General features: G+C 67.8%; 22 protein-coding genes and 2 riboswitches. Of the genes, 14 read left to right on the plus strand and 8 right to left on the minus strand.

Translation table 11 applies throughout. From position 1 onward, the window contains the following. Positions 1–137: 137 nt before the first annotated feature. The 6 genes from NL2_RS05630 to NL2_RS05655 are packed head-to-tail and all read right to left on the minus strand — an operon-like array spanning position 138 to position 4,835. A complete protein-coding gene (locus tag NL2_RS05630) occupies positions 138–1,391 on the minus strand; it encodes a low temperature requirement protein A (RefSeq protein ID WP_068072821.1) in 1,254 nt (417 codons plus the stop codon). Next, a complete protein-coding gene (locus NL2_RS05635) occupies positions 1,384–2,322 on the minus strand; it encodes an alpha/beta fold hydrolase (RefSeq protein ID WP_068073072.1) in 939 nt (312 codons plus the stop codon). The genes NL2_RS05630 and NL2_RS05635 overlap by 8 nt, the downstream gene beginning before the upstream one ends. Positions 2,323–2,333: 11 nt before the next feature. Next, positions 2,334–3,248 (minus strand): pirin family protein, encoded by a 915-nt coding sequence (locus NL2_RS05640; protein WP_068072823.1) that lies wholly within the window; start codon positions 3,246–3,248, stop codon positions 2,334–2,336. After that, entirely contained in the window at positions 3,245–3,736 is a 492-nt protein-coding gene (locus NL2_RS05645; RefSeq protein ID WP_068072825.1) for an NUDIX hydrolase, read from the minus strand. Before NL2_RS05645 ends, NL2_RS05640 begins: the two co-directional genes overlap by 4 nt. Positions 3,737–3,748: 12 nt before the next feature. Next, positions 3,749–4,510 carry an SPFH domain-containing protein gene (locus NL2_RS05650; protein ID WP_245647582.1) on the minus strand — a complete coding sequence of 254 codons (762 nt, stop codon included), beginning with the start codon at positions 4,508–4,510 and terminating at the stop codon, positions 3,749–3,751. A 52-nt stretch (positions 4,511–4,562) separates the two neighbouring features. Then, complete coding sequence (locus NL2_RS05655) at positions 4,563–4,835, minus strand: BolA family protein (protein ID WP_068072827.1); 273 nt, start codon at positions 4,833–4,835, stop codon at positions 4,563–4,565. Between the two features lie 39 nt (positions 4,836–4,874). On the opposite strand from NL2_RS05655, the gene NL2_RS05660 reads away from it, so the two are divergent. Further along, positions 4,875–5,465: a J domain-containing protein gene (locus NL2_RS05660; protein ID WP_068072829.1), complete on the plus strand. Its 591-nt coding sequence runs from the start codon at positions 4,875–4,877 to the stop codon at positions 5,463–5,465. 186 nt (positions 5,466–5,651) lie between these two features. Here the strand turns inward: NL2_RS05660 and NL2_RS05665 are convergent, their stop codons facing one another. After that, complete coding sequence (locus NL2_RS05665) at positions 5,652–6,449, minus strand: SDR family NAD(P)-dependent oxidoreductase (protein WP_068072831.1); 798 nt, start codon at positions 6,447–6,449, stop codon at positions 5,652–5,654. 19 nt (positions 6,450–6,468) lie between these two features. Then, positions 6,469–7,887, minus strand: coding sequence for a sigma-54-dependent transcriptional regulator (locus NL2_RS05670; protein WP_068072833.1), 1,419 nt, complete (start codon positions 7,885–7,887; stop codon positions 6,469–6,471). 187 nt (positions 7,888–8,074) lie between these two features. Between NL2_RS05670 and NL2_RS21730 the strand changes: the two genes are divergently transcribed. The 13 genes from NL2_RS21730 to gcvPB all read left to right on the plus strand — a co-directional run bounded on the left by NL2_RS21730 (position 8,075) and on the right by gcvPB (position 20,060). Then, positions 8,075–8,200 carry a hypothetical protein gene (locus tag NL2_RS21730; RefSeq protein WP_281190743.1) on the plus strand — a complete coding sequence of 42 codons (126 nt, stop codon included), beginning with the start codon at positions 8,075–8,077 and terminating at the stop codon, positions 8,198–8,200. Between the two features lie 19 nt (positions 8,201–8,219). Continuing rightward, the gene (locus tag NL2_RS05675; protein WP_068073076.1) at positions 8,220–9,338 is read left to right on the plus strand and encodes an NAD(P) transhydrogenase subunit alpha; all 1,119 of its coding nucleotides are present in this window, start codon (positions 8,220–8,222) and stop codon (positions 9,336–9,338) included. Between the two features lie 75 nt (positions 9,339–9,413). Next, on the plus strand, positions 9,414–9,833 hold the full coding sequence (locus tag NL2_RS05680) for an endonuclease domain-containing protein (RefSeq protein WP_068072835.1): 420 nt from the start codon (positions 9,414–9,416) through the stop codon (positions 9,831–9,833). A gap of 1 nt (position 9,834) precedes the next feature. Continuing rightward, positions 9,835–10,149 (plus strand): NAD(P) transhydrogenase subunit alpha part 2, encoded by a 315-nt coding sequence (locus NL2_RS05685; protein ID WP_068072837.1) that lies wholly within the window; start codon positions 9,835–9,837, stop codon positions 10,147–10,149. After that, positions 10,149–11,609, plus strand: a complete 1,461-nt coding sequence (locus NL2_RS05690; RefSeq protein ID WP_068072839.1) for an NAD(P)(+) transhydrogenase (Re/Si-specific) subunit beta — start codon at positions 10,149–10,151, stop codon at positions 11,607–11,609. The genes NL2_RS05685 and NL2_RS05690 overlap by 1 nt, the downstream gene beginning before the upstream one ends. Positions 11,610–11,624: 15 nt before the next feature. Beyond that, a complete protein-coding gene (locus NL2_RS05695) occupies positions 11,625–11,957 on the plus strand; it encodes a hypothetical protein (RefSeq protein WP_068072840.1) in 333 nt (110 codons plus the stop codon). Positions 11,958–12,190: 233 nt separating this feature from the next. Next, on the plus strand, positions 12,191–12,880 hold the full coding sequence (locus tag NL2_RS05700) for an aspartate/glutamate racemase family protein (protein WP_068072842.1): 690 nt from the start codon (positions 12,191–12,193) through the stop codon (positions 12,878–12,880). 253 nt (positions 12,881–13,133) lie between these two features. Continuing rightward, positions 13,134–14,300, plus strand: coding sequence for a deoxyguanosinetriphosphate triphosphohydrolase (locus NL2_RS05705; RefSeq protein ID WP_068072844.1), 1,167 nt, complete (start codon positions 13,134–13,136; stop codon positions 14,298–14,300). Continuing rightward, positions 14,293–14,994 carry an NAD(P)H-binding protein gene (locus tag NL2_RS05710; protein WP_068072846.1) on the plus strand — a complete coding sequence of 234 codons (702 nt, stop codon included), beginning with the start codon at positions 14,293–14,295 and terminating at the stop codon, positions 14,992–14,994. Before NL2_RS05705 ends, NL2_RS05710 begins: the two co-directional genes overlap by 8 nt. A gap of 287 nt (positions 14,995–15,281) precedes the next feature. Next, positions 15,282–15,389: riboswitch (glycine riboswitch) on the plus strand. Then, positions 15,390–15,511: riboswitch (glycine riboswitch) on the plus strand. It abuts the riboswitch before it with no gap. A gap of 83 nt (positions 15,512–15,594) precedes the next feature. Further along, positions 15,595–16,761 carry a glycine cleavage system aminomethyltransferase GcvT gene (gene gcvT / locus NL2_RS05715; RefSeq protein ID WP_157083062.1) on the plus strand — a complete coding sequence of 389 codons (1,167 nt, stop codon included), beginning with the start codon at positions 15,595–15,597 and terminating at the stop codon, positions 16,759–16,761. After that, a complete protein-coding gene (gene gcvH / locus NL2_RS05720) occupies positions 16,758–17,129 on the plus strand; it encodes a glycine cleavage system protein GcvH (protein ID WP_068072848.1) in 372 nt (123 codons plus the stop codon). Before gcvT ends, gcvH begins: the two co-directional genes overlap by 4 nt. A gap of 4 nt (positions 17,130–17,133) precedes the next feature. Further along, complete coding sequence (gene gcvPA / locus NL2_RS05725) at positions 17,134–18,492, plus strand: aminomethyl-transferring glycine dehydrogenase subunit GcvPA (RefSeq protein ID WP_068072850.1); 1,359 nt, start codon at positions 17,134–17,136, stop codon at positions 18,490–18,492. Then, the gene (gene gcvPB, locus NL2_RS05730) at positions 18,489–20,060 is read left to right on the plus strand and encodes an aminomethyl-transferring glycine dehydrogenase subunit GcvPB (RefSeq protein WP_068072852.1); all 1,572 of its coding nucleotides are present in this window, start codon (positions 18,489–18,491) and stop codon (positions 20,058–20,060) included. Before gcvPA ends, gcvPB begins: the two co-directional genes overlap by 4 nt. Positions 20,061–20,142: the final 82 nt, after the last annotated feature.

Raw genomic sequence — 20,142 nt, forward strand, 5'->3', positions numbered from 1 at the left:
TGATCGCTCATCCTGAGGAGCCGTTGAGCCTGTCGAAACGGCGTCTCGAAGGACCGCGCGTGCGATGGTTCGAGACAGGTCTTCGACAGGCTCAGCCCCTCCTCACCATGAGCGGGAGGGGTATGGCTCACCATGCTCTAGCGCTTGGCCGGACGGCTGAACCGCTCCTTCCACCCGCCGTGGAGCGATCCCCACTCCCACGCGGCGACCAGCACCAGCGCCAGCGTGGCGGCACCCGCCAGCACGATGCGCGATGGCGCGGCCAGCCCCATCGCTTGTGACAACGACGCCCACCCGGCCAGCGCAATGAGCAGCGCGCCTCCGGCAAAGTGCGACAGCGGGAAGTTTCCGAACGTGCTGCTGAACCGCTTGAACAGGCCCAGCCCCGCCAGATAGACCAGCAGCCCGCCGCTCATCACCAGGATGAAGCGCGCATCGGCAGGCTCGCCCGGTTGTTCCAGCAGCAGCGCGTCGGCCACGGCGGTGATCACCACCCCGGCCACGATCGGCATGTGCAGGTAGGTATAGGCGTTGCGCGCCACACGGCCGGGCTCGGCGTGGTGTTCGATGTGGCTGGCGCCGCGCTGCGCGCCGACATCGAAATAGATCCACCACATCAGGATCGAGGACAGGAACGCCAGCGCGAAGCCGGCGATGCGCGCGGCGGTCATCTCGCGTTCGGCAAAGCTGGCGCCGGTCACCACGATGCCTTCGCCCAGCGCGATGATGATGAACAGCGCGCAGCGTTCGGCCATGTGGCTGCCGGAGATGTTCCAGTCCGACGGCAGCGACCGGCCCAGACCGGGCGTGCGGAACCCGGCCACGGGGCCCAAGTATTCGATGGCGAGTGCCACGGCCCACAGGCCCAGCCGCGCCATGCCCTCGGTGCCGAACGCGCCATGGAGCCACAGCGGCGCGGACAGCGCAAACCATGTGGATATCCGCAGCATGTTGCGCGCGCCGTCGCGTCCTTCGGCCCCCGCATCGCGCCCCATGACCCAGGCCATGAACAGCGTGCGGCCCAGTTGCAGCACGACATAGCTGCCCGCGAACAGCCCGGCGCGGTCCCCGAACGCCTCGGGCAGCGCGGCGGCCATCAGCAGGCTCAGCAGCATCGCGACCAGCAGCATGAGCCGCACCGGCACGCGCTCGGGATCGGCCCAGTTGGCCGCCCACGTGGTGTACATCCACGCCCACCACACCGCCAGGAACAGGACGGCCATCTCGGCCAGACCGATCCAGCCCGGCGCTTTCAGCAGAAAGTGCGAAAGCTGGGTGATCGCGAAGACATAGACCAGGTCGAAGAACAGCTCGAGGTAGCTGACCGTCGCATGGCCGCCGCCATGGTTGCGCAGCAGCGAGCGGTGGCCCGCCGGCGGCGCGTCAGCCATCGGTCCGCGCAAGAAACGCGTCGATCGCGGCGTTGACGGCGGCGGGTGCTTCCCACGGCACAAAATGCCCGCAATCGGGCACTTTGACCAAGGTCAGGTCGTCGATGATGTTGTCCAGCCCGTCGATGTTGGCGGGCGGCAATGCCAGGTCGTCCAGCGCCCAGATCACCAGCGTCGGGATCTTCAGCGGCGGCAGCGACGGCGGGGTCCAGCCTGCGGGCGCGGACATCGGCGCGTCCATCGGCGGCACGTCGACCGGGCTGGCGCGATACCAGTTGAGCATGCCGAAACAGGCGTCGCGATCCTGCCAGTCGGCCAGCAGGGCATCGCGCTCGGCCACGCCCATCGCGCTCGATCGTTCCCACTTGATCGCCTTCATCAGGATGCCCGCGATGCCATGGTTGCGCACCAGCTGGTCATTGGCGGGATCGCGGAAGGCGCGCATGTACTGGCTGGCCGCGCGCTGCACCGGATCGGTATAGAGCAGCTTCTGGAAGATTGCGGGATGCGGCGCGTTGGCGATGACGCAGCGGGTGACGCGTCCGTTCATCGGGCCGCCCGCCTTCTGTCCGACCAGCGCCACGCCCCAGGCGATCGCGCCGCCCCAATCGTGGCCCAGGATGGTGAACTCGCCGACGCCCAGCGCATCGGCCAGCTGGAACACGTCGGCGATCAGCTTGTCGGGGGTGTAGCTCGCGACGTCCTGCGGCTTCGACGATCCGCGGTAGCCGCGCTGGTCGGGCGCGATGCAGCGGAACCGGTCCGAAAGATGCGCGATCTGGTGGCGCCAGGTGCGGTGCGATTCGGGAAAGCCGTGGAGGAAGATCAGCGCAGGGGCATCGCGCGGCCCCGTATCGATCGTGTCGAGTTCGATGCCGTTGGCGAGCGTGACCCGCACTTGCGGCGGAAGCGTTGCGGTTCGGTCGGTCATGGCTTGATCTGTCATGGATAGCTCACCGTCTTGGCCACTTCGGGCAGGGGGATGAATTCTTGCGTGTCGCCGGGGACCGTGGGGAATCGCCCGCCGCGCCAGTCGGCCTTGGCCTGGTTGATCCGGTCGCGCGAGGAGCTGACGAAGTTCCACCACACATGGCGCGGGGTGGCAAACGCCTCGCCGCCCAGCAGCATCACCCGCCCGCCGCGCTGCGAGGCGAGTGTCAGCGCCGCGCCCGGCGCGAGTACGGTCAGTTCGTAAAGTCCGAGCACCTGCCCACTAATCGTCGCCTCGCCGCCCACCAGCATCACCGCGCGCTCGTCCGCTTCGGCATCGACCGGCAGCGATCCGCCCGGCGCCAGCACGATCTCGGCATAGATCGTCGCGGCGTGCTGCGTGGTCGGCGCGGTTGCGCCCCACAGCGTGCCCATGATCACCCGCGCCGTGGCGCAAGGGTCCTCGACCAGCGGCAGGTCGGCGTGCGCCTCGAACGCCGGGGCGATCTCCTCGCGCCCGTCGGGCAGCGCGAGCCAGGTCTGCATGCCGTACAAGTGTGGCCCCTTTCCGTCGCTGCCGTGCCGTTCCGCCTGCGGGCTGCGCTCGGAATGGACGATGCCCGATCCGGCGGTCATCAGGTTGACCTGTCCGGGGCGGATCGTGGCGAACGTGCCCAGGCTGTCGCGATGATCGATCGCGCCCCCAAACTCCCCGGCGAACAGCCAGGTGACCGTCGCGAGATTGATGTGCGGATGCGGGCGCACGTCCATCGCCTCGCTGGGGGCGAGCACCGCCGGGCCGAACTGGTCGACAAAAATGAACGGCCCGACCATCGTGCGTGTCCGCGACGGAATCGCGCGGCGCACCTGGAACGCGCCCAGATCGTGGGTGACGGGGACGATCGTCTGCAGGATCGGTTCGGTCATGGGGCCTCCGCAAGGTTGAGCAGGGACAGGATGTCGCGCGGCACCACCGGTTCGTGCCAGCCGGCGATGTCGTCGCGGGAGAACCAGCGATGGTCCTGCATCACCGCGCGTTCCATGGCGGTGTGGCCGCTGGTATCGATCGCGCCCGACGCCACGCGGATCACGAAGAAACGTTCGTCCGCCGTCACCGGTTCCCCGTGGAAGGTGATGAAATCGTTGCCGCGCGCCGCGATCGGCTCACCCGGGTCGGCGGCGATTCCCGTTTCCTCCAGCAGCTCGCGCCGCGCCGCATCGGCAAAGTCCTCGCCCGGATCGCACTCACCGCCCGGCGTTGCCCAGAACGGCGGGCGATCGTCCGGGGTGAAGCGGAACAGCAGCAAGTGCTCCGCGCCATCCAGCAGCAGGATCCGCGCGGCACGGCGGATGCGGCGCGGTGCCTCGACCGGGGTCGCCTCGACCGGGGCTGAGCGTGGGGCAGGGACGTCCATCGCAACCCGCCGTCAGCTCGCGGCGATCTTCTTGGCGGCTTCGAGCAGTTCGGTGGGGAACATCGCGATGATCGTGGAATTGTGCTCCACACCGATCTCGGTCAGCGTCTGCAGGCGCCGCAGCTCGAGCGCGCCGGGCACGTCGCAGATGATCCGCGCGGCGTCCGCCAGCGTCTTGGATGCCTCGAACTCGCCTTCCGCCTTGATGATCCGCGCGCGCTTTTCGCGGACCGCCTCGGCCTCGCGCGCGATCGCGCGCTGCATCTGTTCGGGGATGTCGAGATCCTTGATCTCCACCGCATCGACCACCACGCCCCACTGCACGCAGGTCTTGGCCAGCAGGTCGAGCAGCCGCGAATTGATCGTGGTGCGTTCCTTCAGCATCTGGTCGAGATCGCTTTGCCCGATCGCATCGCGCATGCCCGTCTCAGCCGCCTGGATCACCGCCGACTGCCAGTTGACGACCGATGTCACCACCAGCTTGGGCTCCACCGCGCGATACCACAGCACGGCATTGACGCGCACCGCCACGCCATCGCGCGTCACGGTCTCCTGCGTGGCGAGCGCGAACGTCACCGTGCGCAAGTCCACTTTCACCACGCGGTCGATCAGCGGGATCAGCCAGAACCAGCCCGGCCCCTTGGTTTCCACCAGCCGCCCCAGCCGGAACACCACGCCGCGCTGGTATTCCTGGTTGATGCCGAACGATTTCAGCGCCAGCAGCACAAGGATCGCGATCAGAAACAGCCCGAAGCCCGACATCGTGGCAAACATGCGCATTCTCCCTGTCGGGCCGGAGATGAGTCCCCGCCCGTGCTTCGTCGCGTTATTCGCCGGGCGCCTTCGCCTTGATCGCCAGCGCGTGGACCCGCTGTCCGGGCAGGTCGCCCAGTGCGCGGTTGACCATGCGCTGGCGCTCCAGCCGCGAGACGCCGGCGAACGCCGCCGCCTCGATTTCCACGGTGAAATGCGATTCGCCGCTACCGTCGTGGCCCGAGTGGCCCGAGTGGCTGTCGCTGTCGTTGATCACCGCCAGCCGCCCCGGAGCGAAGGTTTCAACCAGTTTTCGTTCGATTTCGAGGGCAATCGGTCCCGTCATGACTTTCCTTCCGGCGCCTGTGCCACCATGTGGTAGCACGTGAGACACGACAAGTTCCATGGCCGCATCGCAGGCACGGGGCGGCATTGCGATGCCCCCGGTTGCGACGAGCACGGCGAATTCCGCGCGCCCGGCTATGTTCCGCCGGGGTTCGACGGGCCCGGCCACTACCGCTGGTTCTGCCTTGACCACGTGCGCGCGTTCAACGCCGGGTATGACTGGTTCGACGGGATGAGCGCCGAGGAAATCCTCGAAGCGCAGTCGCCCATCGCCGGCTGGGCGCGCGAAACCCGCGCGTTCCGCCCCGACGCCGGGATCGACCAGGCCCCGCGCTGGGCCGATTTCAGCGACCCGCTCGATGCGATCCAGCAACGCGCCCGCATGCGCCGGGCCGCCGCGATGCAGACCGCCGACGCCGCGCGGCGCGGCATCGGCAAGGAAGACCGCCAGGCGTTCGAGGCACTGGGCCTTGGCTTCGACGCCGATCGCAAGGCCCTCCGCGCCCGCTATTCGGAACTCGTCCGCCGCTACCATCCCGACCGCAACGGCGGCGACCGCACCCACGAAGCGCGGCTGCAGCAAGTGGTCGAGGCGTATCAGCGGCTGAAGGGTTCGGGGTTGTTCGGGTGAGGGGTGATCCATCGTGTGATTACGCTGAACCGCACATCCTGAGGAGCCGCTGAGCTTGTCGAAGTGGCGTCTCGAAGGACCGCCCGGTCGTTGGGCCGGTCGTTAGGGGCGGTGGTTCGAGACGGGCCTTCGACAGGCTCAGTCCCTCCTCACCATGAGCGGGTGTTCAATATTGAAACAATCCGCCTAAATCGAAAACCCGCCGTCGCTCACCAGCACGGTACCGGTGATCGTGGTGGCGAGGTCCGAAAGCAGGAACGCGATCTGGCCGGCGATTTCCTCGGCGGTGGCGAAACGGCCGAGCGCGGAGCCGGGCTGGCCCATCGCCGCAATCGCGGCCTCGCGGCTGCCGCTGCTGGCCACCAGTTCGCGAAATGCCTCGGTGTGGTCCCACATCGGGGTGTCGACTCCGCCCGGCGCGATGGCGTTGACGCGGATGCCCAGCGGACCGCCCTCGCGCCCGGCGATGCGCGCCATCTGCGCAACGGCGGCTTTCGACGCGCCGTAGTCGATCGGGCCGACGCCGCGCAGCCCGGCGACCGACGCGGTCAGCACGATGCTGCCGCCCGCCGGCTTTGCCTCGCTGGTGCGGCTCATGTTGCGCATCGCGCTGCGCAGGGCGAGGAACGTGCCGTCGAGATTGACCGCCATGGTCTTGCGCCAGTCGGTGATGTCGGTGTCGACGATCGACTTGCCCGCGCCGGGGATGCCCGCGTTGATCACCGCGTGGTCGATCCGCGGCAGTTCACGCGACATCAGGCTCCACAACGATGGGTCGGCAACGTCGCCGCCATAGGGGCGCAGCTTGCAAGTCGGGCTGGGTTGGTCCTTCCACAACCGGTCCAGCGCGGGGCGGTCGCGGTCGATCAGCACGAGTTCGGCGATGCCCTGCGCCGCCAGCAGCCGCGCGGTGGCCGCGCCGATGCCCGATGCCGCGCCGGTGACCAGCGCGGTTTTGCCCGAAAAGTCTAGGATACCCGCCATTCCGGCAGGCTAGCCGGATTCAGGCGGCGTTGTCGATGCCGAGTTCGCTCAGCTTGCGATACAGCGTCGATCGTCCGATGCCGAGCCGCCGCGCGACTTCGGTCATGCGCCCGCGATAGTGGCCGATGGCGAGGCGAATGACGTCGGCCTCGATCTCTTCGAGCGGGCGCAAGTTGCCGTCGGGCGCGTACAGCATCACCCCGCCGCCGTCCGATCCTTGCGAGGCGATCGCCGGAGCTTCACCCAGCATGCTGGAAAGGTTGGGGAAATCCTGTGCGGTCAGCGCCTCGCCGTCGCAGAACACGGCGGCGCGGAACAATGTGGCCTGCAACTGGCGGACATTGCCCGGCCAGTCGTACGCCGAAAGCAGCGACAGCGCGCCATCGGTGATGCCGAGCGGGCGCAGTCCGGGCTGCTCGCCGATGCGGGCAAGGAAATGGCGGGCCAGCGCCGCGATGTCGCCCAGCCGTTCGCGCAGCGCGGGGAGCGAGACGAGCACGGCGGACAGCGATTCGTACAGATCTGAGCGGAAATCGCCCGACGCGACCAGATCGCGCAACGGGCTGTTGCTCGCCGCGAAAATGCGCACATCGACGCGGAACGAATGGCGCGCGCCGATCGGCTGGACGTCGCCGCGCTGGAGCGAGGCGGCAAGGCGGTCCTGCACCGAAGGCGGCAGGCGATCGATTTCGTCGATCACCAAAGTGCCGCCGTCGGCATGTTGCAAAGCGCCGATATGCCGCTCGAACGCGCCGGGGAAGGCGCCCTTTTCGTGGCCGAACAGCGTCGATTCAAGCTGGTTGGCGGGCACTCCGCCGGCGTTGACGAAGCGCAGCGGCGCCTTGGCGCGCTGGCTGGCGGCGTGCATCGCGCGCACCAGCATTTCCTTGCCGCTGCCGGTCTCGCCCTCGATCAGCACCGGGCTGTGCGTGCGCGCGGCCTTGGCGGCAACGGCCAGCGCGGTGCGGAACGCCGATGAAGCGCCGATCATCGCATCGAAATCGAGCGTTGCGCCGATCTTCTCGGTCATCGGCTGAAGTTCGTCCGTCGGCGTTTCCAGCGTCGTGGCGGAGCGCAGGGCCTGGAGCAGGCGATCGGGCGCAACCGGCTTGATCAGGTAATCGGTCGCGCCGGCGCGCATCGCCTCCACCGCCAGCAGCGGCGAGGCGCTGGTGGTGAGCATCAGGATCGGCAGTGCGGGGCGGCGGGCCTTCAGCTCCGCGATCAGCGCGCAGGCATCGTCGCCCGGCACCCACTGGTCGAGGATGATGGCACCAAGCTGCATCCCCTGGCGCGTGCCAAGGGTCGCGATCGCGGTTTCCGAATCGCGGGCTATGATCGTACGCCAGCCTTCCCGCGCAGCCAGGGCCGAAATCAGCCGGCACTGCGCAGGTTCGTCGTCGATCAGCATCAGCAGGCGCGTCTCGGGTTCGGCCATTGTCTCCCCGTCTTTCCGTCAGGCGATGGGCCTAGCGCCTTTGGGTAAAGAGCGGATTAAGCAGCGGATGGACTTCGAACGCACTGGCCCCTTGAGTGTGGCCGTTTCGGACGATAGACGGACGTTCGGTTCGGCGCGGCCGCTTGCGCTGCGCCACGCATGACAAGAAACCAGCATGGGGAAGACAATGGCATCCGCAAACGACATGAAGGCCGCCACCGCGACCTATTCCAGCTTCATCAACGTGGTGAAGGTGTCCGTGCCGGTTATCGCGATCATCGCTGCGATCGTCGTCCTGATCATCGCGCGCTGATCGCGGCGTGACCGCACCGATTCGGATCGCCGTTCTTCGCGAACGGGCGACTGGCGAAACGCGCGTCGGCGCGACGCCGGAAACGGCCAAGAAGTTCATCGCGCTGGGCGCCGAAGTCGTGGTCGAAGCCGGAGCGGGCCTGACCGCCTCGATCGCCGACGCCGATTATGCGGCCGTGGGCGCGAGCATCGTGGCCGATGGCGCGGCCAGCGGTGCCGACATCGTGCTGGGCGTGCAGGGGCCGGACGTGGCCACGCTGGCGGGTGCGAAACCCGGCGCGTGGATCGTCGCCGGGCTCGATCCGTTCGGCCAGCGCCCCCGGATCGACGGCTACGCGGCCGCCGGGTTCGAGGCGCTGGCGATGGAGTTCATGCCGCGCATCACCCGCGCGCAGTCGATGGACATCCTCTCGTCGCAATCGAACCTGGCCGGCTACAAGGCGGTGATCTCCGCCGCTGAAGCCTATGGCCGCGCCTTCCCGATGATGATGACCGCCGCCGGTACGATCACCGCAGCGCGCGCGTTCATCATGGGCGTGGGCGTGGCAGGGCTGCAGGCGATCGCCACCGCGCGTCGGCTGGGGGCGCAGGTTTCCGCCACCGACGTGCGTTCGGCCACCAAGGAACAGATCCAGTCGCTGGGCGCCAAGCCGATCTTCGTCGACAGCGTTGCGGGTATCGAGGGCGAGGGCGCGGGCGGCTATGCCACCGAAATGTCCGAGGAATACCAGAAGGCCCAGGCCGAGCTGGTGTCGGCGCACATCGCCAAGCAGGACATCGTCATCACGACGGCCTTGATCCCGGGCCGCGCTGCTCCCCGGCTGGTCACCGACGCGCAGATCGCCACGATGAAGCCGGGCAGCGTGATCTTCGATCTCGCGGTGGCGCAAGGCGGCAATGTCGAAGGCTCGGTCGCGGACGAGACGGTGGTGCGCCACGGCGTGAAGATCATCGGCTATGCCAACACGCCGACGCACCTCGCGGCGGATGCCTCGGCGCTGTTTTCGCGGAATTTGTACAACTTCCTGTCCGCGTTCTGGGACAAGGAACAGGGCCGCCCTGTGCTGGACGAGGAAATCGGCAACGCCGTGCGGCTGACGCTGGGCGGCAAAGTGGTCAGCGAGAGGCTGCTGGCGTGAGCGACCATGTCCTGACTGTGAGTCTCCCCCTGTGGGGGAGGTGGCAGCCCGAAGGGCTGTCGGAGGGGGTCTGTCATGCAAACCCACTCGCCTGAAGCCCTCACGGCTGCCCGAAAATTGCGACGCCAGATGTCATTGCCGGAAGGGCTGTTGTGGCAGCAGTTGCGCATGCGGCCGGCGGGATTGAAGTTCCGCAATCAGCACCCGGTCGCCGGGATGGTTGTGGATTTCTATTGCGCAAGCAGACAACTCGTCGTCGAAATCGATGGTATCTCGCACGACATGGGCGATAATCCAGTGCGCGATTTGCGACGGGACGCTTTCCTGCAATCGCTCGGATACCGTGTAGTTCGTATCTTGGCTGCCGATGTGTTGCGCGACCCGGCTGACGTTGCCGCGTCGATAGTTTCGCTCTGCAGCGACATTCCCCCTCCGTCAGCGCTTCGCGCTGCCACCTCCCCCAAGGGGGGAGACTCTTCTGGAGTCGCTTGCTGATATGGACTTCATCTCAATTCTCTCGATCTTCGTGATGGCCTGCTTTGTCGGCTATTACGTGGTGTGGTCGGTGACCCCGGCGCTGCACACGCCGCTGATGGCGGTGACCAACGCGATCTCCTCGGTGATCATCGTCGGGGCGCTGGTGGCGAGCGCGGCGACCGGGTCGATCGGGTCGAGCTGGCTTGGCCTTGGCGCGGTGGTGCTGGCCAGCGTCAACATTTTCGGCGGGTTCGCCGTCACCGCGCGGATGCTGGCGATGTACAAGAAGAAGGACAAGCCGGCCGTGAAGGCTGCTGTTGAGGGGGCCAAGTAATGGAGCATGCCACCGCTCCCGCCGCCTGGATCATGCTGGCCTACCTGATCGCGGGCGTGTGCTTCATCCTCGCGCTGCGCGGGCTGTCATCGCCCGCCACCTCGCAGAAGGGCAACCGCTATGGCATGGCCGGGATGGCCATCGCGGTCGGCACCACCATGCTGATCGAGGCGCCGGTGCCGCCGGGCGCGTTCCTGCCGCAGCCGACGCCGGCGGATCTCGCCACGCTGATCCGCATCCTGATCGCCATCGCGATCGGCGGCGGGATCGGCTTCGTCATCGCGCGGCGGATCAAGATGACCGACATGCCGCAGCTGGTCGCCGCGTTCCACAGCCTGGTCGGGCTGGCGGCAGTGATGGTCGGCTGGGCCGCCTACCTCAACCCGATCGCCTTCGGCATCGCCGGGGCCGACGGGATCATCGAGGCGCAAAGCCGCATCGAGATGGGCCTGGGCATCGCCATCGGCGCGATCACGTTCTCGGGATCGGTGATCGCATTCCTCAAGCTGGCGGGCAAGATGAGCGGTTCGCCGATCATGCTGCCGGGCCGCCATGTGATCAACCTGGGCACGCTGGCGGCGATCATCGGACTGGTCGGCTGGTTCACGCAGGACCAGTCGGTGTGGGTGATCGGCGTGGTTACCGCGCTGTCGTTCGCGATCGGCTTCCTGCTGATCATCCCGATCGGCGGGGCGGACATGCCGGTGGTCGTGTCGATGCTCAACTCGTATTCGGGCTGGGCGGCCGCCGCGATGGGCTTCACGCTGCACAACACCGCGATGATCATCACCGGCGCGCTGGTGGGATCGTCGGGCGCGATCCTGAGCTACATCATGTGCAAGGCGATGAACCGCAGCTTCATTTCGGTGATCGCGGGCGGGTTCGGTGCCGCGCCGGAAGCGGGCGGGGGCGAGGCCAAGGCCCAGCGCCCGTGGAAGCGCGGCAGCGCCGAGGACGCGGCGTTCCTGCTGGGCGAGGCCGAGCAGGTCATCATCGTCCCCGGATACGGCATGGCGGTGGCGCAGGCGCAGCACGTGCTGCGCGAGATGGGCGATCAGTTGCGGGCCAAGGGCGTGCGCGTGAAGTACGCGATCCACCCCGTTGCCGGGCGCATGCCGGGGCACATGAACGTGCTGCTGGCCGAAGCCAACGTGCCCTATGACGAAGTGTTCGAACTGGAAGACATCAACGGCGAATTCGCGCAGACCGACGTCGCGTTCATCATCGGCGCCAACGACGTGGTCAACCCGGCCGCCAAGACCGACAAGTCCTCGCCCATCTACGGGATGCCGGTGTTCGACGTCGAGAAAGCCAAGACGGTGATGTTCATCAAGCGCAGCATGGGCGGCGTGGGCTATGCCGGGGTGGACAACGACGTGTTCTACATGGACCAGACGATGATGCTGCTCGCCGACGCCAAGAAGATGGTCGAGGATATCGTCAAGGCGCTGCAGCATTAAGGCGGGGCAGGCCTGATGATCGTGCGGCTGCTGCTGGGGGTGGCGTTGCTGGGCGGCGCGGCGTTCGCGGGGCCGGTGGTGGTCCACAAGGTGGCCGAATACCGCGTGCGCAGCGGGCTGGTCGAGGCCGGCGTCGCGCCGCGCGTGGCAAGTTGCATGGCCAGGCGGATGGTCGATCGCCTGACCATCACGCAGTTGCGCAAGCTCGAAGCGCTGCAGGGCGAAGATGGCAAGGCGCCCGGACTGATCTCGGGCATCCGCAAGGTGGGTGACGCGGAAGTCGTCTCGGTCACCGGGACATCCTCGTTCCTGTGCCGGATCGGCCTTGCCAAAGAGAGCAAGGGCTGAGGGCGATGTCTCGACCTGTTCTCTCCCCTTTGGGGGAGAGATACGCAGGCTTGGCGCAGAGCGCCTAGCCGAAGTCGAGAGGGGGCCGGATTCGCGCAATCCCCTCTTCCGACCCTTTCCCCTGACGGGGAGAGGGCTTTATGCTCGCCGCATGTGTCTGGACGCTGCCGGGCAGCTTGCGTAAGGCGCAATGCCGGGCAGGGGGCACAACCTGCAACTTCGGAGAATCCACCTTGCGCAAACTCGGCCTGATCGGCGGCATGAGCTGGGTTTCGACCCGCACGTATTACGAACACATCAACCGGCTGGTGCAGGCGCGCACCACCAAGCTGGCCAGCGCGCCGCTGCTGATCGAAAGCCTGGATTTCACCGACCTTGCGCGGATTTCCACGCCCGAGCAGTGGAACGCGGCCACCGATGTGCTGATCGCCTCGGCGCGGCGGCTCGAGGCGGCGGGCGCCACCGCGCTGATCATCGGCGCCAATTCGATGCACAAGATCTATGACAAGGTCGCGGCCAGCGTGGCGGTGCCGGTGATCCACATCGCCGATTGCGTGGGCACGCGGATGGAACGCGACGGCATCACGTCCGCCGCGCTGATCGGCACGCGCAACGTCATGCTGGAAAGCTTCTACCGCCAGCGCCTGATCGCGCACGGGGTCACGCTGCTCGCCCCGGTGATGGACAATGTCGCGGAAATCGACCGCATCATCTACGACGAACTGATGCAGGGCAGCGCGACCCGCGCCGCCGAACGCACCTTCAAGACGCTGATCACGGTGATGGGCCAGGCCGGCGCACAGGCCGTGGTGCTCGGCTGTACCGAGCTGGAGATGGTGATCGACGTCGATGCCAACGTGCTGCCGATCTACGACGGCACGGAGATTCACGCCCAGGCCGCCGTCGACTGGATTTTGTCCTGAATAGCCTTCTCCTGACAGGCTGCGCCATCGCATATGGACAAGCCTGCCCTTCTTTCGTCATCCTGAACTCGTTTCAGGATCCATCGGGCAGCACAGTCGGCATCGGAGGAATTAGCGAAAACCGCGCCGACAAGTTTGACCAGCCAGCGGCAGTGCGGGTGGAGGAATGGATCCTGAAACAAGTTCAGGATGACGAAACGGGGGTTGGCCCGGCCCGCTGCGATACCCATCCCCCGGCGGGGGAGGGTCGGGCGTGACGCTGGCCCCTCACGCCAGCGACCCGGCGCATTCACGCGGCCGCGAATTCGCGCTGGAGCAAAGCGCCGCGCGCGGCCCGCGCAGCGCGTTCCAGCGCGACCGCGACCGCATTGTTCATTCGATCGCGTTCCGGCGGCTGCGGCACAAGACGCAAGTGTTCATCGCGCCCGATGGCGATCACTACCGCGTCCGCCTGACCCACAGCCTCGAAGTGGCGCAGATCGGCCGCGTGATCGCGCGCGCGCTGGGGCTGGACGAGGATCTGACCGAGGCGCTGTGCCTGGCGCACGACATCGGCCATCCGCCGTTCGGCCATGCGGGAGAGGATGCGCTGCAGGCCGCGCTGGCCGACCACGGCGGGTTCGATCACAACGCCAACACCTTGCGCGTGCTGATGCGGATGGAATCGCCGTATTGCGGCCACGAAGGGCTGAACCTGTCGTGGGAACTGCTCGAAGGGCTGGCCAAGCACAACGGACCGATCCGCGCGCCGACGTGGGCGCTGGCCGAACTCGATGCCGCGTTCCCGCTCGACCTGCCGCGGCGTGCCAGCCTGGAAGCACAAGTGGCGGCGGTGGCCGACGACATCGCGTACGACAACCACGACATCGACGACGGCCTGCGCGCCGGGTTCCTTCAGCTGGACGATCTGCTGGTGCTCGATGCCGTGGCCGACCAGTGGCGCGAGATTGAGCGGCGCTTCCCGTCCGGCCCGCGCGACCGGTTGCTGCGCGAACTGGTACGCGGCCAGATCGGGCGGATGGTCAACGACGTGATCGATGAAACGCGGCAGCGCATCGCCGGGCAGGGCATCGCGTCGGCCGAGGATGTGCGCGCGGCGCCGCTCGCGCTCGCCGGGTTCTCGCCCGCGATGGTGGCCGAGGAGCGCGCGCTGAAGCGGTTCATGTACGATCGGCTGTACTACCACCCCGAACAGATCGCGACGGCGGAACGTGCGCGCGAAGTGGTCGCCCGCCTGTTCGCCGCTTACGCCGCCGATCCTGCGCAACTGCCGCCCGGCTGGCGCGACAGCCTGCCCGCGACCAACCCCGCGCGGCTGCGCCACATCGCCGATTTCATCGCCGGGATGACCGATCGCTATGCCATCGATGCCTATGCCCGGTTGTTCGGCGAACCCCCTGAAGGCCTGCGCAATGTCTGACAGTCTTCCCGCCGGTTCCGCCAACGCCTTGCGCGTGGTGCTCATCGGCGCGACCGGCATGGTCGGGCGGCAGGTGATGGCGCGCGCGGTGGGGCGCGACGACATCCGGCTGACGGCCGTGGCGCGCCGCGAAGTGCCGTTGCCGCCGGGCTCGCGGATGGAGATGCTGCTGTCCGATCCGGCGCACTGGCCCGATGCGATCGCGGCGGCGCGGGCCTCGGTGGCGGTGATCGCGCTGGGCACCACCATCCGCGCGGTTGGCGGCGATCAGGCGGCGTTCCGCGCGGTCGACCACGATCTGGTGGTGGCCGCAGCGCGTGCGGCCAAGGACGCCGGGGTGCGCCAGCTGATCGTGGTGACGTCGGTGGGTGCCGATGCGGGCAGCCGCAACTTCTACCTCTCGGTCAAGGGCGAGACCGAGGATGCGCTGGCCCGGCTGCGGTTCGACCGGCTCGACATCCTGCACCCCGGCCTGCTGCTGGGCTACCGCGAGGGACCGCTGCGGCTGGCGGAACGCGTCGCGATGCTGGGCAGCCCGGTGCTCGACCTGCTACTGCACGGTAAATTCCGCAAGTACCGCTCGTTCAAGGCCGCCACCCTGGCCGACGTGATCCTCGCACTAGCCGGAGCGAAAGCGGGCGGGCGGTTCGTGCACGAGTATGATGCGCTGCGCCGGGTGCTGCGGCGTTCCTGATCGCAAGCGCGCCGCGTCCTGCGGCGCTCCTGACTTCGCAATATCCGGACAATCCGCTCATGGTGAGGAGGGACTGAGCTTGTCGAAGGCCCGTCTCGAACCATCGCGCGCGGTCCTTCGAGACGCCGCTTCGACAAGCTCAGCGGCTCCTCAGGATGAGCGGTCAGGCTAATCGCGCGATTGGCCGTGCGTCCTGCCTCATGAGGCGCAATTGATCCACAACTTCACCCGGAGCGGACGACGGCTCGATTGACAGCGCTATGCTGCGCTGCGACATGGGTTGCGTCGCTGATCGCGCGGGAGAGTTCCGGCGAGTCGTCTCTTGAGACGGATCGCCGGGCGCCGAAGGAGCAACCGCCCCGGAATCTCTCAGGCCAATGGACCGCGTGGGTCGATAGCGACGCTCTGGAAAGTGCCACTGCCCGCAAGGGTGGGGCCGCCGAAGGTGTAACCTTGTTGGCTTCGCTGCGAAGCCGTCGGGGGAAAGCTCTCAGGCTTCCGTGACAGAGGGGGCGCCGATAGGTGCCTGGCTGTGCGGAGCGTATATTTGTGAGCGACACATACAATAATTCCGACAACAATTCCGACGCCGAGCACGCGATCGACGTGGCCGACGACTTTGTCGAGATCGCCACCGACGTGTTGCCGCTCGACGCCTGGCATCGCGCGCGCGGCGGCCGCATGGTCGAATTCGCCGGCTACTGGATGCCCGTGCAGTACAACGGCGAGGGTGGGGGCATCATCGCCGAACACGGCTGGACGCGCAGCCACGCGGGCCTGTTCGACGTCAGCCACATGGGCCAGCTCGAAGTGTCGGGTGACGGGTCTGCCGCCGCGCTCGAAGCGCTGCTGCCGATCGACCTGTCCACGCTCAAGCCCGGCCGCCAGCGCTATTCGCTGCTGCTGGACGAGGACGGCGGCGTGCTCGACGACCTGATGCTGACCAATGCCGCGCACCACTGGTATCTGGTGGTCAACGGCGCGACCAAGTGGGACGACATCGCCCACATGCGCGAGCATCTGCCCGACGCAATCACGCTGACCCACCTCGACGACGATGCGCTGCTGGCGCTTCAGGGGCCTGAGGCCGCACAGGCGCTGGCGCGGATCGGCCTCGTCCCGATGAACGATGGCTGGCCCGCGATCGAGGCCATGACCTTCATGCAGGCCGGGCCGTTCCTGTGGGGCGACGTGCCGCTGCGGGTCAGCCGCTCGGGCTATACCGGCGAGGACGGTTACGAAATCTCGGTGCCCGCCGACCATGCCGTGGCGCTCGCCGATGCGCTGTGCGCGCAGCCCGAGGTGAAACCGATCGGGCTGGGCGCGCGCGATTCGCTGCGACTGGAGGCAGGCCTGCCGCTGTACGGGCATGACCTGTCGCCCGAAACCGATCCGGTCGGCGCCGACCTGGCGTTCGCGATCAACAAGCGCCGCCGGACCAGCGGAGGATTTCCCGGCGCGGACCGCGTCCTGAAACTGCTGGCCGCAGGCGCGCCGCGCCAGCGGGTCGGCTTGCTGCTCGAAGGCCGGCAGGCCGCGCGCGAGGGTGCGCTGGTGTTCGCGGGCCAGACCGAAATCGGCACGCTCACCTCGGGCGGGTTCTCGCCCACGCTGGAACGCCCGATCGCGATGGCCTTCGTCGACGCCGCGCACACCGCGCCCGGCACATCGCTGGACATCGAAGTGCGCGGCAAGCGCCTGCCCGCCACCGTCACCCCGCTTCCGTTCGTACCCCATCGCTACCATCGCAAAGGAGCCGCCGCATGACCCGTTATTTCACCAAGGACCACGAATGGATCGCGGTCGAGGGCGACACGGCCACCGTCGGGATCACCGATTATGCGCAAGGCCAGCTGGGCGACATCACATTCGTCGAACTGCCCGCCGATGGCGCGGCGCTGACCAAGGGCGCCAGCGCGTCGGTGGTGGACTCGGTCAAGGCGGCGTCTGACGTCTATGCGCCCGTCTCGGGCACGGTCGGTGCCGCCAACGCCGCGTTGGCTGACGCCCCGGAACTGGTCAACACCGACCCCGAGGGCGAAGGCTGGCTGTGGACGATGACGCTGGCCGACGCCGGCGAACTTGCTGGCCTGATGGATGAGGCCAGTTACCAAGACTATATCGCAGGGCTCTGAAAATATGCGCTATCTTCCCCTGAGCGACGCCGATCGCAGCGCCATGCTGGCCGTGGTCGGCAGCGCGTCGATCGATGACCTGTTCGTCGACGTTCCCGCCGAAGCGCGGCTGACCGCGCCGATCGCCGGCCTGCCGAACCACGCCAGCGAAATGGCGGTCGAACGCCATATGGCCGCGCTTTCGGCGCAAAGCATGTCGGCGGGCAGCGTGCCGTTCTTCCTCGGCGCGGGCGCCTATCGCCACCACGTTCCGGCCAGCGTCGATCACCTGATCCAGCGCGGCGAATTCCTCACCGCCTACACCCCCTACCAGCCCGAAATCGCGCAAGGCACGTTGCAGGTGCTGTTCGAATTCCAGAGCCAGGTGGCGACGCTGTTCGGCACCGATGTGGCCAACGCCTCGCTCTACGACGGATCGACCGCGTGCTGGGAAGCGATCGTGATGGCGGGCCGGATCACCCGGCGCAAGCGCGCGGTGCTGTCCGCCGGGCTGCACCCGCACTACGTCGAGACCGCGCGCAGCATGGCGCGCTTCACCGGCGATGAGCTGCTCACCTCGGCGCCCGCGCTGGTGCCCGCGCCCGACGATGACGCGGTGATCGCGGCGATCGACGACGCCACCTCGTGCGTGGTGGTGCAGTACCCCGACGTGCTCGGCCGTATCCCCGATCTCGCCAAGATCGCCGCCGCCGCGCAGGCGAAGGGCGCGCTGCTGGTCGCGGTGGTGACCGAACCGGTCGCGCTCGGCCTGCTGGAAAGCCCCGGCGCGCTGGGCGCCGATATCGTGGTGGGCGAGGGTCAGTCGATCGGCGTCGGCCTGCAGTTCGGCGGGCCGTATCTGGGCCTGTTCGGTTGCCGCGAGAAGTTCCTGCGCCAGATGCCCGGGCGGCTGTGCGGCGAAACGGTCGATGCCGAAGGACGGCGCGGTTTCGTGCTGACGCTGTCCACGCGCGAACAGCATATCCGGCGCGAGAAGGCGACGAGCAACATCTGCACCAATTCAGGACTTTGCGCGCTGGCGTTCAGCATCCACATGACTTTGCTGGGTGGAGCCGGGCTCGATGCGATGGCGCGGCTCAGCCACGCCCGTGCGCAGCAGGCGGTGGCGCGGTTGTCCAAAATCGCCGGCGTTTCGATCGTCAACTCAGCCTATTTCAACGAGTTCACGGTCGTTCTTCCCGGCGATGCGCGCGAAGCGGTGCGCGCCATGGCCGATCGCAAGGTGCTGGGCGGCGTGTCGCTCGGCCGGCTTTATCCGGGCGAGGCGCAACTGGCGGGCGGCCTGCTGATCGCCACCAGCGAATGCACGACGGACGAGGATATCGCGGCGCTGGCCACCGCGCTCGAGGAGGTATTGGCATGAACGACCTGAACCCCGCCGGCTGGCGCCCCGAGATGGGTCCGCGCCAGCATCCCGCGCACGAAACCGCCGCCGTCCACACCGCCACCGGCAACCGCGGGTTGCAGCTGGAAGAGCCACTGATCTTCGAGATCGGCGCGCCCGGCGGCTGCGGCGTCGATTTCGACGCGGTGGAAGGCGGCCCGGCCGACGCGCTCGCGCCGTTCGTGCGCAAGGCGCCGCTCGCGCTGCCGGGCCTGTCCGAGCCCGAGACCGTGCGCCATTACACCCGCCTGTCGCGCCAGAACTATGCGATCGATCTGGGGCCGTTCCCGCTTGGCAGCTGCACGATGAAGCACAACCCCCGGCTCGACGAGAAAGTCGCGCGGATGGCGGGCTTTGCCGATGTGCACCCGCTGCAGCCGGTCCACACCGTGCAGGGCGCGCTGAAGGTCATCCACGAGCTGGCGCAATGGCTGTGCACGCTCACGGGCATGCCCGGCGTGGCGATGACACCCAAGGCCGGCGCGCATGGCGAGCTGTGCGGGCTGCTGTGCATCCGCGCCGCGCTGGAGGCGCGCGGCGATGCGCGCGAGGTGGTGCTGGTGCCCGAAAGCGCCCACGGCACCAATCCGGCGACGGCGGCGTTTGCCGGCTATCGCGTGGAAAGCATCCCCGCCACCGCCGATGGCCGCGTCGATCGCGCCGCGCTGGAGGCCCGGCTCGGATCCGATGTCGCGGCGGTGATGATCACCAACCCCAACACTTGCGGGCTGTTCGAGCGCGAGCTGAAGGCGATCGCCGATGCGGTCCACGCGGTCGGCGCGTTCGTCTATTGCGACGGCGCCAACTTCAACGCCATCGTCGGGCGGGTTCGTCCGGGCGATCTCGGCGTCGATGCGATGCACATCAACCTGCACAAGACGTTCTCCACCCCGCACGGCGGCGGCGGGCCGGGTTCGGGCCCGGTGGTGCTGTCGGAGGCGCTGGTCCCCTATGGTCCGCTGCCGTTCATCGCGGTCGAGGCGGATGGTGAACTCCGGCTGATCGAGGAAGAGGATGCGCCGCGCGATCACCCCGGCGCGTTCGGGCGGATGAGCGCGTTCCACGGGCAGATGGGCATGTTCACCCGCGCGCTGGCCTATATCCTGAGCCACGGCGCCGACGGCTTGCGGCAGGTTTCGGGCGATGCGGTGCTCAACGCCAACTACCTGTTGCGCAGCCTGGAGGACGTGCTCGACGCCCCGTTCGGCGCATCGGGGCCATGCATGCACGAGGCGCTGTTCAGCGACGATGGCTTTGCGGCTGGCTTTTCTACCATCGACCTGGCCAAGGGGCTGATCGACGAAGGGTTCCACCCGATGACGGTCTACTTCCCGCTGGTGGTCCACGGCGCGATGCTGGTCGAGCCGACCGAGACCGAAAGCAAGGCCGGGCTGGACCAGCTGGGGATGGCGATCCGATCATTGGCGGAACGCGCGCGCGCGGGCGACGAAGCGCTCAAGCACGCGCCGATGCTGGCCCCGCGCCGCCGGCTGGACGAAACGCTGGCGGCACGCAAGCCCGTGCTGCGCTGGCGCGAACCGGCCTGAGGGCGCTGGCCGGTACTTGGTGGCCAGACAAAAGGAAACCGCTCCAAGGGGGGACCCTGGAGCGGTTTCCTGCATCTCCGGA

This window comes from Novosphingobium lentum NBRC 107847 (genome assembly GCF_001590965.1).
GTDB classification, from domain to species: domain Bacteria; phylum Pseudomonadota; class Alphaproteobacteria; order Sphingomonadales; family Sphingomonadaceae; genus Novosphingobium; species Novosphingobium lentum.

Bases quoted from the DNA above. Each gene is read 5' to 3' on its own strand.
- gcvPB (WP_068072852.1), top strand. From the start codon at position 18,489: ATGAACGACCTGAACCCCGCCGGCTGGCGCCCCGAGATGGGTCCGCGC.
- NL2_RS05635 (WP_068073072.1), bottom strand. From the start codon at position 2,322: ATGACCGACCGAACCGCAACGCTTCCGCCGCAAGTGCGGGTCACGCTC.
- NL2_RS05655 (WP_068072827.1), bottom strand. From the start codon at position 4,835: ATGACGGGACCGATTGCCCTCGAAATCGAACGAAAACTGGTTGAAACC.
- NL2_RS05670 (WP_068072833.1), bottom strand. From the start codon at position 7,887: ATGGCCGAACCCGAGACGCGCCTGCTGATGCTGATCGACGACGAACCT.
- NL2_RS05645 (WP_068072825.1), bottom strand. From the start codon at position 3,736: ATGGACGTCCCTGCCCCACGCTCAGCCCCGGTCGAGGCGACCCCGGTC.
- NL2_RS05685 (WP_068072837.1), top strand. From the start codon at position 9,835: ATGGACTTCATCTCAATTCTCTCGATCTTCGTGATGGCCTGCTTTGTC.
- NL2_RS05640 (WP_068072823.1), bottom strand. From the start codon at position 3,248: ATGACCGAACCGATCCTGCAGACGATCGTCCCCGTCACCCACGATCTG.
- NL2_RS05710 (WP_068072846.1), top strand. From the start codon at position 14,293: ATGTCTGACAGTCTTCCCGCCGGTTCCGCCAACGCCTTGCGCGTGGTG.
- NL2_RS05680 (WP_068072835.1), top strand. From the start codon at position 9,414: ATGCAAACCCACTCGCCTGAAGCCCTCACGGCTGCCCGAAAATTGCGA.
- NL2_RS05690 (WP_068072839.1), top strand. From the start codon at position 10,149: ATGGAGCATGCCACCGCTCCCGCCGCCTGGATCATGCTGGCCTACCTG.
- NL2_RS05630 (WP_068072821.1), bottom strand. From the start codon at position 1,391: ATGGCTGACGCGCCGCCGGCGGGCCACCGCTCGCTGCTGCGCAACCAT.
- NL2_RS05695 (WP_068072840.1), top strand. From the start codon at position 11,625: ATGATCGTGCGGCTGCTGCTGGGGGTGGCGTTGCTGGGCGGCGCGGCG.
- gcvH (WP_068072848.1), top strand. From the start codon at position 16,758: ATGACCCGTTATTTCACCAAGGACCACGAATGGATCGCGGTCGAGGGC.
- NL2_RS21730 (WP_281190743.1), top strand. From the start codon at position 8,075: ATGGCATCCGCAAACGACATGAAGGCCGCCACCGCGACCTATTCCAGC.
- gcvPA (WP_068072850.1), top strand. From the start codon at position 17,134: ATGCGCTATCTTCCCCTGAGCGACGCCGATCGCAGCGCCATGCTGGCC.
- NL2_RS05650 (WP_245647582.1), bottom strand. From the start codon at position 4,510: ATGTTTGCCACGATGTCGGGCTTCGGGCTGTTTCTGATCGCGATCCTT.
- NL2_RS05665 (WP_068072831.1), bottom strand. From the start codon at position 6,449: ATGGCGGGTATCCTAGACTTTTCGGGCAAAACCGCGCTGGTCACCGGC.